At 64.2% G+C, this 13,515-nt stretch carries 15 protein-coding genes; 8 read left to right on the forward strand and 7 right to left on the reverse strand.

Going from position 1 to position 13,515, the window contains the following annotated elements; genetic code table 11:
- Positions 1-93 precede the first annotated feature (93 nt).
- From MF134_RS04225 to MF134_RS04240, 4 genes are read right to left on the reverse strand one after another with little or no spacing between them, the layout of a single operon-like run.
- On the reverse strand, positions 94-504 hold the full coding sequence (locus MF134_RS04225) for a helix-turn-helix domain-containing protein (protein ID WP_255338156.1): 411 nt from the start codon (positions 502-504) through the stop codon (positions 94-96).
- Positions 501-1,058, reverse strand: coding sequence for a Smr/MutS family protein (locus MF134_RS04230; protein ID WP_255338157.1), 558 nt, complete (start codon positions 1,056-1,058; stop codon positions 501-503). Before MF134_RS04230 ends, MF134_RS04225 begins: the two co-directional genes overlap by 4 nt.
- Positions 1,055-2,152 (reverse strand): murein transglycosylase A, encoded by a 1,098-nt coding sequence (gene mltA / locus MF134_RS04235; RefSeq protein ID WP_255338158.1) that lies wholly within the window; start codon positions 2,150-2,152, stop codon positions 1,055-1,057. The genes MF134_RS04230 and mltA overlap by 4 nt, the downstream gene beginning before the upstream one ends.
- Positions 2,153-2,171: 19 nt before the next feature.
- Positions 2,172-2,876, reverse strand: a complete 705-nt coding sequence (locus MF134_RS04240; protein WP_255338159.1) for a Tim44/TimA family putative adaptor protein — start codon at positions 2,874-2,876, stop codon at positions 2,172-2,174.
- Positions 2,877-3,059: 183 nt separating this feature from the next.
- Between MF134_RS04240 and MF134_RS04245 the strand changes: the two genes are divergently transcribed.
- Positions 3,060-3,611, forward strand: coding sequence for an FxsA family protein (locus tag MF134_RS04245; protein ID WP_255338160.1), 552 nt, complete (start codon positions 3,060-3,062; stop codon positions 3,609-3,611).
- A 231-nt stretch (positions 3,612-3,842) separates the two neighbouring features.
- Here MF134_RS04245 and MF134_RS04250 read toward each other — a convergent pair whose 3' ends face one another.
- Entirely contained in the window at positions 3,843-4,850 is a 1,008-nt protein-coding gene (locus MF134_RS04250) for an LLM class flavin-dependent oxidoreductase (RefSeq protein WP_255338161.1), read from the reverse strand.
- A 312-nt stretch (positions 4,851-5,162) separates the two neighbouring features.
- On the opposite strand from MF134_RS04250, the gene MF134_RS04255 reads away from it, so the two are divergent.
- From MF134_RS04255 to secB, 3 genes are all read left to right on the forward strand, one after another.
- Positions 5,163-5,651 (forward strand): hypothetical protein, encoded by a 489-nt coding sequence (locus MF134_RS04255; protein WP_255338162.1) that lies wholly within the window; start codon positions 5,163-5,165, stop codon positions 5,649-5,651.
- Between the two features lie 487 nt (positions 5,652-6,138).
- Entirely contained in the window at positions 6,139-6,669 is a 531-nt protein-coding gene (locus tag MF134_RS04260; RefSeq protein WP_255338163.1) for a DUF3421 domain-containing protein, read from the forward strand.
- A gap of 176 nt (positions 6,670-6,845) precedes the next feature.
- The gene (gene secB / locus MF134_RS04265; RefSeq protein ID WP_255338164.1) at positions 6,846-7,355 is read left to right on the forward strand and encodes a protein-export chaperone SecB; all 510 of its coding nucleotides are present in this window, start codon (positions 6,846-6,848) and stop codon (positions 7,353-7,355) included.
- Positions 7,356-7,443: 88 nt separating this feature from the next.
- Here the strand turns inward: secB and dnaQ are convergent, their stop codons facing one another.
- Positions 7,444-8,193, reverse strand: coding sequence for a DNA polymerase III subunit epsilon (gene dnaQ / locus MF134_RS04270; RefSeq protein ID WP_255338165.1), 750 nt, complete (start codon positions 8,191-8,193; stop codon positions 7,444-7,446).
- 153 nt (positions 8,194-8,346) lie between these two features.
- Between dnaQ and MF134_RS04275 the strand changes: the two genes are divergently transcribed.
- The 4 genes from MF134_RS04275 (at position 8,347) to coaA (ending at position 11,096) form a co-directional block, all read left to right on the forward strand.
- A complete protein-coding gene (locus MF134_RS04275; RefSeq protein ID WP_255338166.1) occupies positions 8,347-8,907 on the forward strand; it encodes a Uma2 family endonuclease in 561 nt (186 codons plus the stop codon).
- 64 nt (positions 8,908-8,971) lie between these two features.
- Positions 8,972-9,757 (forward strand): imidazole glycerol phosphate synthase subunit HisF, encoded by a 786-nt coding sequence (gene hisF, locus MF134_RS04280; RefSeq protein ID WP_255338167.1) that lies wholly within the window; start codon positions 8,972-8,974, stop codon positions 9,755-9,757.
- A 32-nt stretch (positions 9,758-9,789) separates the two neighbouring features.
- Positions 9,790-10,137 (forward strand): phosphoribosyl-ATP diphosphatase, encoded by a 348-nt coding sequence (locus MF134_RS04285; protein WP_255338168.1) that lies wholly within the window; start codon positions 9,790-9,792, stop codon positions 10,135-10,137.
- Positions 10,137-11,096: a type I pantothenate kinase gene (gene coaA / locus MF134_RS04290; protein WP_255338169.1), complete on the forward strand. Its 960-nt coding sequence runs from the start codon at positions 10,137-10,139 to the stop codon at positions 11,094-11,096. Before MF134_RS04285 ends, coaA begins: the two co-directional genes overlap by 1 nt.
- A 22-nt stretch (positions 11,097-11,118) precedes the next feature.
- Here the strand turns inward: coaA and MF134_RS04295 are convergent, their stop codons facing one another.
- The gene (locus tag MF134_RS04295; protein ID WP_255338170.1) at positions 11,119-13,380 is read right to left on the reverse strand and encodes a ComEC/Rec2 family competence protein; all 2,262 of its coding nucleotides are present in this window, start codon (positions 13,378-13,380) and stop codon (positions 11,119-11,121) included.
- Positions 13,381-13,515: the final 135 nt, after the last annotated feature.

The raw sequence follows: 13,515 nt of genomic DNA on the forward strand, positions 1-13,515 counted from the left end.
AGAATTTTGATGTTGAAGGCCGGGAGTGGACCGGCGCTCGGCCAGCAATAGAGGCGGCTCCCGTCACCGCCGAGAAAGCGCGTTTCCGCGTGCTCAGCGCACCGGCCGGGCCGCGTTCCGACGGTTCTTCTGCCGGGCGGCCGCGGTTTCGCTGACGGCTTCCAGCGCATCGAGCACGCGTTGGACTTCCTGCCGATCTAGGATGGCGATCGTCTCCGCCAAGCGGTTGGCGAGAAGCGTTGCCTCCGGGCCAAGGCCCGCCGTCTCCACGGTCACCCGCGGATGCGACAATTCGGCCAGCCGTTCGAGCTCCTCCGCATCGTCCCAGATGACGTTCAGATAGCCGATGATCCGCTGCAGGAGATCCCATGTCGGGCGACTGCGGCGGCCATGCTCCAGCGCCGACAGATAGGCCGACGAGATGTTGAGAGCCCTTGCCATCTGCTGCTGGGTGATGCCGCGCTCGCGCCGTAGCGCCCGGATCTTCTCGCCGAACGGGGTCATTTCAGGCGCCGCACCCGGACATAGAGCGCCCCGTCACCACCATGCCGGCGCTCGGCGGCCTCAAAACCGGCCACGAAGGACCGGAAGGCCGGCCCCGCGAACCATTGCGGCACGACCCGTCGCAGGATGCCGCGCGCGCCATCCGGCGAACCGCGGCCGGTGATCACGAGAACGTGGCGCATCCCCATCGCCTGGGCCTGGGCGAGGAACCGGGCGAGCGCGCCGTGGGCGGCGGTCTGGGTCATCTCGTGCAGGTCGATCCGCGCGTCGATTTCGACCCGGCCCTTGGCGAGCTTGCGCCGCAACGGCCGCTCGATCGGGTGCTGGCTCAGACGCTTCGGCGGCTGAGCCTCCCGGCCCGGCAGTCCGGCGGGACGTGTCGTCCACGGTTGCGGGGGCGAATTGGCGGAAGCCGCGTCACTCGCCGGTGCGCCATTCACCCTGGGCTTGGCCTCGGGCTCCGGCATGGCGCGGCCCTTGAGCGGCACTGTCTGGCGGGCAACGCTTGCCCAGAGCCGCTTGTCTTCTTCGCTCAGCCCCCGCTTGCGTCTCATGGGACGAGGTCCCGGGCAAGCTCCGGCGGAACCAGAACGGTAAAGTCGGCCGCGTGGCGAATTCGACCGGCGATCGCTCCGGCCTCATCCCCAGAGCCAACGAAAATATCGGCCCGGCGCGGGCCGAGGATCGCCGAGCCCGTATCCTGGGCGATCATCAAGCGGCGAAACGGCTGGCCGTCGATCGCCAATTCTCTGGCCGCAATGAAATAGGGAAGGCCGTATGTGGCCAGCTCGCGATCGACCGCGATCGAGGCCAGCGGCGTCAGAGGAACCTTGGCCGCGCCGACGGGGCCAAGCTCGGGGTCGATCACCGACCGGTCGTGGAAGAAGATGAAGGACCGGTTGCGGTGCAAGATCTCGTCCTGCCGGTCCGGATGGGCGGCAAGCCACGAGCGAATGCCCTGCATGTCGGCCTCGCCAAGGGTGAGTTCGCCTGCCTCGACCAGGCTGCGGCCGATCGCCGTGAAGGGATGGCCCGATTTCGCGGCATAGCCGACGCGCCGATGGCTGCCGTCCTGCATGACCAGCCGCGCAGAGCCCTGAATGTGGATGAAAAAGGCGTCGACCCTGTCGGCAAGCCAGACGATTTCGAGCCCACGCCCTTCGAGCGCGCCGGTCTCGATCGCCGCGCGGTCGAAATATTCGGTCAACATGCCGCAATCCATCCGCCGCGCGAAGCGGTAGGAGGGGTCGAGCCCCGGCGGACGCGAGACGTCATCGACCTTCACGAGATCGTCGGGCGGACGATAGAGCGGGAAACGGAAACGATCGTCAGGCCTTGCGGAAGCTTCGACGACGGGCTCGTAATAGCCGGTAACGAAACCGGTCTCGGTCCGGGAGGGCCGGATGCCGAGCGGCACGAAGCGGGTCTCGAAGAAGTCTCGCGCCTCGCTCGCGCTTGGGTCGCCGGCCGCGAGAGCCACCTCAGCCGGATCGCGATACGCCGCAGCCCTCAGCCCCAGGGTTCCGGTCGGAAACGCTCCCTCGAGCAGGCGGCTGGCGCTGCGGCGAAACGCATCGAAGGCGAGACCATGATCGGCCTCGCCCCAGCCTTCGATCTCGGCAAAGCTTCGGCGGGAAAACTCGGCCATGGCCCGCTCCGGCGAAGCGTCAGCTTTCGTCGGATTCCGTGCCGACCAGCTTCCAGTTCGGGTCACGCGACCGCAGATCGCGCGCGAAGACCCAGACGTCGCGCACTTCGACCACGGCTTCGGGATCGCCGTCGATCACCTCGCCCTCGGGACCCAGGGTCGCGCTGATCAGCTGCGAGACGAAGCGCACGGTGATCTGTGCCTCGCGATCCTTGACCTCGGCCGCGACGATCTTCGCCTCGTCGATCCCGACGAAGGAGGAGTTCATCTTCTGGCCCTTGGCCTCGCGATCGGCAATCGCCGCCTCGAAATCGGCATAGACCTCGGGCGACAGCAGATTCTTCAGCAGGCGCCGGTCACCGTCGGCGAAGCCGTTGACGATCATCTCGTAGGCGATCCGGGCGCCCTCGATGAAGCTGGTCGGGTCGAATTCAGAATCATTGTCGCGCAGCTTGCGCAGTTCGCTGTTGAGCGGACTGCCGGGGACGGCGATCTTGTCGACCTTCTCGTAGACGACGCGAGCGGGCAGGCCTTCGCCTTCCTCACGGCGCTGCGGCAACGTCACGACATTGCCGTTCGAGGCCGCTTCTTCCTGGGTGCGCTCGGTGCGCGAATAGGGATCGAAGGGAGGACGCTCGTTGCCTGTCCGCCGCCCAAGCACATTGCGCAGCTGAAACAGGACGATCGCCGCGAGAACTATGAAGAAGATCGTCCCGAAACTCATTGCGCGCTGCCACCTCGATTCCTTGGCCTTGAACGGCACACATATAGAGATCACGCGGCGCGCATTCAAATCATCGATCGCGATCCCTATGTGACACTTGCGCGTGGCGGGGCAGAACGACCGCAAATCTCCCGATACGCGGTCCCATCACGCAAGCTTGAGCACGGAAAGGAACGAATTTTCATGCCTTTTGCACTCATTCCGTTCCTCCTTCTGGTGATTCCCGTTCTGGAAATCGCCGTCTTCATTCTGGTCGGCAATCTCATCGGCCTGTGGCCGACACTCGCTCTCGTGGTTGTGACGGCGATCGGCGGCTCGATTCTCTTGAAGCAGCAGGGGATCGGGACTCTGAACCGCATCCAGTCGGAAATGGCGGCGGGTCGCGTTCCGGGCCGTGAACTGGTCGACGGCGTGATGATCCTCGCCGCAGGCATCCTGCTCCTGACGCCCGGCCTCGTCACCGATGCGATCGGCTTTCTGCTCTTCGTCCCGGGCGTTCGCAGCACCATTCGCCGGGTGCTCAGCCAGCGGATCGTCGTGATGACCTGCGACGGCACAGCCGAGCGCTGGCAAAGCCGGCGGCCGGGCGGCCCCAGCGGCGGCGAGACCCGCCGGGGCGGACCGGACGTGGTCGATCTGTCCGGCGATGACTATCAGCGCCGTCCCGATCCCACCTCGCCCTGGCATGGCGACGAGCAGCAGGATGAGTCGCCGCCGAACAGGACGCTGCATTGACACCATGCTGAATCACGGGAGTGGCTGAAAGGTGCTGTGCGCGCTTCGACGGCGTGAGGATTCAACAACCCTATGAAATTCCGTCATCCTCGGGACAAGCCCGAGGATGACGTCGCATAGGGATAAGCGACGGAAAAATCATATATTTTAGCGTTTAAAGCGACTCGCCATTCCGCCCCGGGAAGCGATTCGCCGGAAACGCGGGAATGCTGCACGCTCCGGCGACGGTCCCTAGGCGGCCATCTGTCGCGCGTTGATCGCCTGCATTGCCCGGGCCGCGATCGCAAAGGACTCCAGCCGGGCCTGATGGTCGTGGATCTGACCGGTCAGGATCACTTCGTCCGGTTCCCAGCGCGCGATGAAGGCCGACAATGTGCGCTCGACTGTCTGAGGCGAACCTGTCGCCGAGACCGTCAACGCCTGGGCGAGCATCGCCTGTGCCGACGGGTCGAGATGCTCGAGATAGCCCTCGACCGGCGCCGGGAGCTTGCCGGGATTGCCGGTCCGCAGATTGACGAAGGCCTGCTCCATTGAACTCTTCAGCAGTGCGCCTTCTGCGTCCGTTTCGGCCGCGAAGACGTTGGCGGCCAGGATGAAATGAGGACGCGGCCAGCGCTCCGACGGGCGATAGGTCTCGCGATAGACTTCGAGGGCCTGATCGAGGGCACCAGGCGCGAAATGTGAAGCGAAGGCGTAAGGCAGGCCGAGATGAGCCGCCAGCTGGGCTCCATAGAGGCTCGATCCGAGAATGATGACCGGAACCTGCGTGCCAGTGCCCGGTACGGCCTTCGGCCCCGGCGCCCCGGTCTCGGGTTCGAAATAGCCGATCAGTTCCAGAACGTCTTCGGGAAAGCGGTCGCCGCCGGCGAGATTGCGGCGCAGCGCCCGGGCCGTCGCCATGTCCGTTCCGGGCGCACGCCCGAGCCCGAGATCGACCCGGTCCGGAAACAGGGTCGCCAGCGTTCCGAACTGTTCGGCGATCACCAGCGGCGCATGGTTCGGCAGCATGATGCCGCCGGCGCCGATGCGGATCGTCGAGGTGGCGTTGCCCACATGCGCCAACGCGACGGCCGTCGCCGCGCTGGCGATGCCCGGCATGGAATGATGCTCCGCCATCCAGTAGCGCTTGTAGCCGAGCGATTCGGCATGACGGGCGAGTTCGGCGGAGTTCTTCAGGGCGGTCGCGGCGTCGCTTCCTTCGGGAACGGGCGAAAGGTCCAGAACGGAATAGGCAGGCATCGGAGCTTCCAATACGAAGTGATACTGAGGATTTTTACTTACATGGCGACGCCAGGCGCGAGGGGAAAGGTCGCATGCCTGCGGGCAGGAATGTCTCCTGCGTTCGCGATCTGAAGACAATCTGTCGCCTGGGATGCCTCCGCGACGTCTCCGCCGATGCGGTCCGAGCCTCCGCCTTCCCATTCGCCGCTCGGCGAAGCGCAGTTGCCCTAGGGTAAACTTTGTGCCTAATCATATGGCGGCCTGATCACGGTAGCGTGAAGCCGGCACGACCCGGCGCGCCCAGGGGAATCGTGTAGGGGGATTTCTGCAATGCGTCTCATCATTGCCGGCGCCGTTCTGGCGGCCGGGCTGTGCGTGTCCACGGCCAACGCACAATCTTTCGGCGTCACGAATATCGGCTCGCTGTCGGGCAACGCCAATCGCTGTTATGGCGAGGCCCGGGGCTGGGAAGTCGCCGCCGGCTACGATCGCGGCCACTTCGAATATTGCTACGCCGCGCGCGACCGGGACGGAAACGGCGACGACATCCGCATCGGCTACGGTTCCGGTCAGTGGCAGATCGCCGTTCTGGTCGACTCCCGACCCGACTGGTATGGGCAGCTGGAAATCGACGGCCGAGCGATCGGTGCGAGCGGCACCGCCGCACAGCGCTGGACCTACGCCTGGATCGGCCTGCCGGAACTCGATGCCTTGCGCGGGGGCAGCCATGCGGTCCTCCGCATCGGCCCCTATGACATCGACTTTTCGTTGTCGGGCGTGACCGCAGCGACGCTTCTCGTCGCGGAGCTGACGAGATGATGACCGAGTTGTCGTAAACTACGTATCAATCATTAATAGAGTAAAAACCAGATAAATAAAGATAGCCAATAATGGGAAAGACGTTCTTTTTTCAGTGTGTTCTCGCGTCTTTTCCATGGATATATATTTATCTTATACGAGAAAGACGAAAATGGCGAAATAATTACGATGAAAATAAAAAGAGATACAAGCATTATTATGTATATTATATGCTTTCCCCCGAAGTACCAGGAAAAAAATACTTTATAATCAATGTATGTTGGATGTTTTTTTCTTTTGTTTTTATTGAGGTAATTTTATAATAATAGAATTTATCGTCAAATTATATCCCTCCAGCAGAAAAGTTCTCCTATCGATAGCACTGAGCATCTTGAAAAAAGTCAAATAATATCAGCCGCAGCTTCTTTGGGTGTCAATACAACAACAACTCGTGTTGTTGGCGTATACACCGAATTTGGGGGCGGTCAAAACATTTGGGGATTTGGTGGTGAGGGCGTTTTTGGAGAGTGCGTCGGACCGCGAGGGCCATGGCGGCGGGCGCGGTCAGCCGGCCCCCTCTGCCAATTATAGGCCGCCGTCACCTGCCTCGACCGGCGTGGGCTGGGCCGATCAATCCGGCGGCGCGATCGATCGCGAGGCGATGCCGGTCGGCCACGAAGCCAATGGCGAGACCCTTTACGCCTGCACGGCAGCATTCAACAACGGCAATCATCCGGGCAAGCTTCGGCCGGCCTTCGGCGGCTGCGTCATCGGCTATGGCGGGCGGGAATACACGGTTCGCCAATATTCGACCCTGCTCGGCCAGGGTCGTTGGATCACGGCCTCATCACAATATCAGCTCCCCGAAGGAGCGTATGATGGCGGTAACGAGGCCAATGACAGCCCGCTCTACGTGTGCCGGGCGCCCTTCAACGGCGGGCTGCATCCCGGCAAGGTCGGCCCGTCCACCGGCGGCTGCAACGTCACCTATGGCGGCGTCGAACACACGATCTACCAGTTCGAGGTCCTCGTTCCGTAAAACGGCTCGTCAAGGCGTCATCACACTTGGCCCCGCGCCTTGTCGTCGCCGGGCCTGCATGATAGCGCTCGCGCCCAAAGAAATTCCTGCCAGGCCATGCAACAGCATGACCCGGCGATTGGCGCGCGAGGCTACAGCATTCCGGCGCGCCGAACTGCGAACGAGAAAGGTTGACCATGTCCGACACCAACGACGCCACCGGATCGAACGGCACCGCCACGGGCCAGCAGGCAACGCCGCCCGCGATCAACATCCTGACCCAGTACATCAAGGATCTCTCCTTCGAGAGCCCGAATTCCCCGGCCATCCTGCGCACTCAGGCGCGCGGACCGGCAATCAATATCGGCGTCAATGTCGGTGCCAACGCGATCGAAGGCTCGGACGGTGAATACGACGTCCGGCTGACGCTGAACGCCAAGGCCGGCGAAGGCGCCGAGATGATGTTCCATGTGGAACTGGAATATGGCGGCGTCTTCCGCCTTCAGAACTTCCAGCAGGAGCATCTGCTTCCGGTTCTGTTCATCGAATGCCCGCGCCTGCTCTTCCCCTTCGCGCGTCAGGTCGTTGCGGATGTCACTCGCAATGGCGGCTTCCCGCCGCTGATGATCGACCCGATCGACTTCGCCAAGCTGTTCCAGCAGCGCATGGCCGAGGAGCGGGCCCGTCAGCAGGTCCAGACCAGCTGAGCCAAGTTCTCCAGGATTTCCCGGAATCGAAGCGCCGGCTGCACCATGCGGCCGGCGCTTTTTTTGCTTTCGGAAACCTGCGCCGCAATCACGCCTTGGCGGCGACTGCCTGCTGCGGCTCTTCCTCGAGCTCTGCTGCCGGCCGGCCGAGATAGCGCCACCAGATCGCCTCCTCGCCGAGACTTTCGACGAAGACCAGATGGCGGACGGCTTCGTCTTCCGAGAGCCGAGGCTTCAGCGGAGCGGGCCGGCTCCTGACGCGCCGTACCGTCTCATCCCCTTCCTCGCTCTCCTCACCACCGCCGAAGACGAGGCCAAGGGCCGCCTGCCGGCCGCCGATCAGCTCGATGTATACTTCGGCGAGGAGCTGCGAATCGAGCAATGCGCCGTGCTTGTCGCGGCGGCTGGTATCGATCGAGAAGCGCGAGCAGAGGGCATCGAGGGTCGCCGGCGCCATCGGAAACTTGCGCCGCGCCATGGGCAGTGTGTCGATCACGCGCTCCGGCTCGATCGGCGGATGGCCGAGCCGCTTGAGTTCGGCATTCAGGAAGCGAATGTCGAAGCTTGCATTGTGGGCGATCAGCTTGCCGTCCGAGAAGAAATCCAGGAATTCGTCGGCGACTTCCGCAAAAAGCGGCTTGTCCGTCAGGAATTCGTCCGAAATGCCGTGAACGTCGAAGGCGGCAGGGTCGACCTTGCGATCGGCCGGGCGGATGAAGACGTGGTACTCGCGACCAGTCGGGATGTGGTTCCAGAGCTCGACACCGCCGATCTCGATCACGCGCTCCACATCCGGATCGAGGCCGGTGGTTTCGGTATCGAAAACGATCTCGCGCATGGTTCCTCAGCTCCCCGCTCGCCTTTCTCGTCGCAGACTGACCGATGACGGGCAAGTCAGTCGACCGAGTTGCCCTTCCTTTCCACAGGCGATGCCGATCGGTTAGGATCGAGGACGGACGCCAGCCAGCCATGAGGAGGCTAAGGGGGCATCATGAACATTCAGACACCGACCATCCGCACTGTCGACGATTTTCTGCGCTGGAACGAAGGACGGGAAGGCCGGCGGGAATTCGTGAGAGGGAGGATCGTCGAAATGATGACGGGCGGGACCGAGCAGCATGCTGAATTGATGCTGCAAGTGGCGTTCTGCCTGAAATCGAAACTCCCTGTCTCCGACTATATCGTCACAGCCGCCGATTATGCCGTCAGAACACCGCTCGGGATCCGTTACCCCGACGTTCTGGTGAAGCCGCGCTCGGGCGAAACACGTCGAAGCCTTGCCACGAATGAGGCTGTCCTCGTCGCGGAAATCCTCTCGCCCTCTTCCCTCGCGACTGATTTTGGCGAGAAGGCTCAGGAGTACACCGCACTCGATAGCCTCGCCCATTATCTCGTTCTATCCCAGGACGAGCCTCGCGTCTGGCTCTGGTCTCGCGACGAGGAGGGCGTCTTCAAGCGGCCGGAAATGATCGTCGGCCAGGACGAAACCGTCGAACTGGCCGGACTTGGCATCGCCATCACCCTTGCCGAGCTCTATCGCGGCATCGCATAAGGACAGGCGATAACAAGCGCACGCGGCGACATGCGCGCGGTCGCCATCGAAGATTGTCCGAGCGATGACCCTCAAAGCCCGCATCATCCCTTGCCTCGACGTGAAGGACGGCCGCGTCGTCAAAGGCGTCAATTTCGTCGATCTCGTCGATGCCGGCGATCCGGTGGAGGCCGCGCGTGCCTATGATGCGGCCGGGGCGGACGAGCTCTGCTTTCTCGACATCACAGCCTCTTCCGACAATCGCGAGACGATCTACGACGTCGTCGCGCGCACCGCCGAGGAATGCTTCATGCCGGTGACCGTCGGGGGCGGCGTCAGGACGGTGGCCGACGTGCGCAAGCTGCTTCTGGCCGGCGCCGACAAGGTTTCGATCAACACGGCGGCCGTCAATCGGCCCGAATTCGTCGCCGAGGCTGCCGACAAGTTCGGCGACCAGTGCATCGTCGTCGCGATCGACGCACGACGCGTGGCGGACGATGGCGACGAGCCGCGCTGGGAGATCTTCACCCATGGTGGGCGGACGGCGACAGGCATCGACGCCGTCGAGTTTGCCCGCAAGGTGGTGGCGAACGGAGCCGGTGAGATCCTTTTGACCTCCATGGACCGGGACGGCACCAAGTCCGGCTTCGATATCCCGCTCACACGGGCCGTTGCCGATGCGGTGGCCGTGCCGGTGATCGCATCGGGCGGTGTCGGGACCCTCGATCATCTGGTCGAAGGCGTCCGCGACGGGCGGGCCGATGCGGTGCTCGCCGCCTCGATCTTTCATTTCGGCACTCACACGATCGCCGAAGCCAAGACGCACATGGCCGAAAAGGGTATCGCCATGCGTCTCGACAAGGTCGGCTGAGACCGGCCTCACGAACGCGCAGAAGGGCAGGAATGGAACGCTTCAGCCTCGAAGACCTGGAAAAGATCGTCGCTGCCCGAGCGGGATCGGACGATGCCTCGTCCTACACCGCATCGCTCGCGCAAAAGGGCGTGCCCCATACGGCGAAGAAACTCGGCGAGGAAGCGATCGAGACCGTGCTTGCGGCCGTCGGCGAAGACGACGAACGGATGGCCTCGGAGGCGGCCGACCTTCTCTATCACCTCCTCGTCCTTCTCAATCTACGGCAGGTTCCGCTTTCTGCCGTGATGGGCGAGTTGGCCCGCCGCACGGCCCAGACCGGCCTTGAGGAAAAGGCGGGGCGCGCTGCGGGCGGCGAGACAGCGGAGGACCGCGACTGATGGACCAGCTCGCGCCGGCAAAATACTCGCCCTACAGGGTGTTTGCGGCCGAGGACTGGGCCCGTTTTCGTGCCGACGCGCCGATGACATTGAGCGAGGACGAGGTCGCCCGGCTGCGCTCGCTCGGAGATCCGATCGATCTCGACGAGGTGGCGCGGATCTACCTGGCCGTGTCCCGCCTGATCTACGCCCATGTGGAGGCGACGCAGCTTCTTTTCAGCCAGCGCCAGCGCTTCCTGTTCGGCGATGCGCCGGGCCGCAAGACGCCCTTCATCATCGGCATCGCCGGCTCGGTCGCCGTGGGCAAGTCGACCACCGCCCGCATCCTGAAGGAGCTGCTCGCCCGCTGGCCCACCTCCCCGAAGGTCGATCTGGTCACGACCGACGGTTTCCTGTTCCCCAACGCCGTGCTCGAAGCCGGCGGGCTGATGCGGCGCAAGGGCTTTCCCGAGAGCTACGACGTCGGCGCGATCCTGCGCTTTCTCTCGGCCATCAAGGCCGGACGACCGAAGGTCGAGGCCCCGGTCTATTCGCATCTGGTCTATGACGTCATGCCGGGCCAAAAGGTGGTGGTCGACCGGCCGGACATCCTGATCTTCGAGGGGCTGAACGTGCTTCAGGTGCGCGAGATGCCGAAGGACGGGAAGGCGATCCCCTTCGTCTCGGACTTCTTCGACATCTCGATCTACATCGATGCCGACGAGACCGATATCCATCGCTGGTATATCGACCGCTTCATGCACCTGCGCGACACTGCGTTCCGCAGCCCGGAATCCTTCTTCCACCGCTATTCCAAGGTCTCCGCGGAGGAGGCGCATGCGATCGCCGAGGGGCTGTGGGCGGATATCAACGCCAAGAACCTGCACGACAACATCCTGCCGACCCGACCGCGCGCAGACCTGATCCTGCGCAAGGGCCCCGAGCACCTGATCGAGCAGGTGGCCCTGCGCAAGCTGTAGCCTCGGCTGGCGGAACCGACCCTCACGGCTGTGTCGCATCCTTGGGCTTGCGCCAGTATTCCGGCCAGGGCGCCAGGCGATGCCGGTTCCAGGGCGGGGGATCGCTCGGCACCGCACGAGCCACGATCGGTCGCCGCGTGACAGGATCGAGCGAGACTTCGAGCGAGCCGCTTTGCCGCAATGTGCGCAGTGTGACCAGAACCGCGCCAGAGCGGCATTCGCCAAGGCGGATCGCACGGGCGACGATCGCGACGTCTCCCGTATCGCAGGCCTGACCGGTCTTCCGGTAATCGTCGGTCCAGGCGACGCGAATGCCATTGCGGGTCTCGAAGCGGCAGAAATCTTCCTTGCAGGGCGGGGCGATCCGGTTGTCGCGATGCGCCTCGTCCGCCTCGCCTTTTCCTCCGGAAAGGAAGCTTCGCTCCCACTGATCGGCGACGAAACGCTTCGGCCGATCCCTCAGATAGGCGATATCGCCGTCTTCCGCGAACGCCGCGACCATCTTGCCATCCTCGTAGATGAGGAGCTGCGGCAGCGGGTCCGTGTCGCGGATCGTCAGAAGACCCACAATGGCGAACGGAAGCGCAATCCATCGAAACTGGCTGGCGAAGAAAGCGACCGCCAGAATAGCCGCGCTCAGCCATGCGACGCCGAGCCCGTCGATCGGTCCCGTCCCCCGATCCGGCAGGACGCCGTAGAGCCATTCGGAAACTGCCAGCACCAGATCGAGCGCGAGCCCCATCAGGGAGAAACACCAGCCGTCGAGACCGAAGGGCATCAGCAGCGAGCCGATCAGGCCGAGCGGCATGATCGCCAGCGTGAAGAGCGGCAGGGTCAAAACATTGGCGACGAGGCCGAAGGGCGCCACCCGGTGGAAATGATAGGCCGCGAACGGCGCCGTCGCCGCGCCCGCCATCACAGAGCTTGCGATGATGCCGATGATGGTTGCGGCCACGAGGCGCAGAGCGGTCGCGGCGAGAGAGCGTCGCTCCTCCATCTTCTTCGGCCCGCGCCAGCGCATGAAGGCGCCGTAGCCCGCGATCAGTGCCAGCGTGGCCGAAAAGCTCATCTGGAAGCTCGCCGTCACGACCATGTGCGGAGACAGGAGAATCACCACGATGGCGGCGATCGAAACATTGCGCAGGGTAAGCGCCGGCCGGTCGCACATCACCGCCACGAGCATCACCGCGAGCATGACGAAGGCACGTTCGGTGGCGACGTTTGCCCCTGACAGGAAAAGATAGAGCGCGGCGATCACAAGGGCCGCAGCGGCGGCCAGCTTCTTCACCGGATATTGCAGCGATAGCGCCGGAAACAGCGCGAAGAGCGAGCGCAAGAGAATGAGCGCCGAACCGGCCACGATCGCGAGATGCAGGCCGGAGATCGAGAGGACATGGGCGAGCCCGACCCCGCGCAGCCAAGTTTCGGCTTCGTCCGAGATCCCCGCCCGCTCGCCGGTGACGAGGGCGGCCGCGATCGCGCCCGCCTCTCCGCTCCCGGCAGCCTCGACAATGCGATCGGTCATTGCGCCGCGCAAGCGTGAAAGCGTGATGGCGGTAGCGGCAAGGCCCGTCGGCGCAGGCGGCGGTGACAGACCCTCGGCCGGCACGGCGTCCGGGGCCCCCAACGCGAAGCCCTGCGCGCCCACACCGTCGAAAAAGGGCAAAAACGCGAAATCATAGCCGTCCACGGCGGCCGGGCCCGAGGGCGGGCCGAGCCGCACGAGACCATAGTAGGGTTCACCCGGCGCGATCGGATCGTGCTTCGCGCTTACCATGATTTTCGCGCGTTCCGGCGGGCGGGAAAGTACCGGCCGGGTCGTACCGCTGATTTCCACGAGGTAGCGCATGCGACCTCTGTCGTCGCGCGCCCGCTCCACGACCGTGGCGGCGATCCGCGTGGTCGCCGTGCCGGAAATGATCGTCGTGTCCGTCGCCCGGATTTCTGCGAGCGAAACCAGCCCGCCGCAGAGGAGGCCTGCTAGGGCGGTCAGGCCTAGCCGGAGAACGGGACGGGCCGCCGCGCGCCATGCGGCCAGCGCGAAGAGGAGGGCCGCGACGCTCGTCGCGGTGAGATTCGGCCGCCAGTCGAAGACGAAGACCGCCAGCACGCCGATCATCAGGGAGACGGGCAGCATGTGGAAGCCGGAGCGGGCGGCGCCTTCGCGCTCTATCTGCCGCTTGAACCACGCCCCGACGCCACGAGGGGAGAACCACCTTCTTCCGGCCACGCCGCCCAGGCGCCGGCCGAGGCCCGGGTCGGCCGCCACCAACGCCATGCCCATCCGCGCGGGCTCTTGCGCGGGCGCGTCGCATGGCCAGAGGCCTGATCCGGGCTCGGGCGAAGCTGAGGCAATGGCGACGGGCTCCCCCTTGCTTGCCTTCGAAAGTGCCTATGCTACACAGCCCGCAAATGATTG

It is taken from the genome of Jiella marina (assembly GCF_024359545.1).
In the GTDB taxonomy this organism is placed as follows: Bacteria; Pseudomonadota; Alphaproteobacteria; order Rhizobiales; family Rhizobiaceae; genus Jiella.

What these genes read in the sequence shown, in the direction of transcription:
- MF134_RS04225 (WP_255338156.1), bottom strand. Translation starts at nt 504, where the DNA reads ATGACCCCGTTCGGCGAGAAGATCCGGGCGCTACGGCGCGAGCGCGGC.
- MF134_RS04230 (WP_255338157.1), bottom strand. Translation starts at nt 1,058, where the DNA reads ATGAGACGCAAGCGGGGGCTGAGCGAAGAAGACAAGCGGCTCTGGGCA.
- mltA (WP_255338158.1), bottom strand. Translation starts at nt 2,152, where the DNA reads ATGGCCGAGTTTTCCCGCCGAAGCTTTGCCGAGATCGAAGGCTGGGGC.
- MF134_RS04240 (WP_255338159.1), bottom strand. Translation starts at nt 2,876, where the DNA reads ATGAGTTTCGGGACGATCTTCTTCATAGTTCTCGCGGCGATCGTCCTG.
- MF134_RS04245 (WP_255338160.1), top strand. Translation starts at nt 3,060, where the DNA reads ATGCCTTTTGCACTCATTCCGTTCCTCCTTCTGGTGATTCCCGTTCTG.
- MF134_RS04250 (WP_255338161.1), bottom strand. Translation starts at nt 4,850, where the DNA reads ATGCCTGCCTATTCCGTTCTGGACCTTTCGCCCGTTCCCGAAGGAAGC.
- MF134_RS04255 (WP_255338162.1), top strand. Translation starts at nt 5,163, where the DNA reads ATGCGTCTCATCATTGCCGGCGCCGTTCTGGCGGCCGGGCTGTGCGTG.
- secB (WP_255338164.1), top strand. Translation starts at nt 6,846, where the DNA reads ATGTCCGACACCAACGACGCCACCGGATCGAACGGCACCGCCACGGGC.
- dnaQ (WP_255338165.1), bottom strand. Translation starts at nt 8,193, where the DNA reads ATGCGCGAGATCGTTTTCGATACCGAAACCACCGGCCTCGATCCGGAT.
- MF134_RS04275 (WP_255338166.1), top strand. Translation starts at nt 8,347, where the DNA reads ATGAACATTCAGACACCGACCATCCGCACTGTCGACGATTTTCTGCGC.
- hisF (WP_255338167.1), top strand. Translation starts at nt 8,972, where the DNA reads ATGACCCTCAAAGCCCGCATCATCCCTTGCCTCGACGTGAAGGACGGC.
- MF134_RS04285 (WP_255338168.1), top strand. Translation starts at nt 9,790, where the DNA reads ATGGAACGCTTCAGCCTCGAAGACCTGGAAAAGATCGTCGCTGCCCGA.
- coaA (WP_255338169.1), top strand. Translation starts at nt 10,137, where the DNA reads ATGGACCAGCTCGCGCCGGCAAAATACTCGCCCTACAGGGTGTTTGCG.
- MF134_RS04295 (WP_255338170.1), bottom strand. Translation starts at nt 13,380, where the DNA reads ATGGGCATGGCGTTGGTGGCGGCCGACCCGGGCCTCGGCCGGCGCCTG.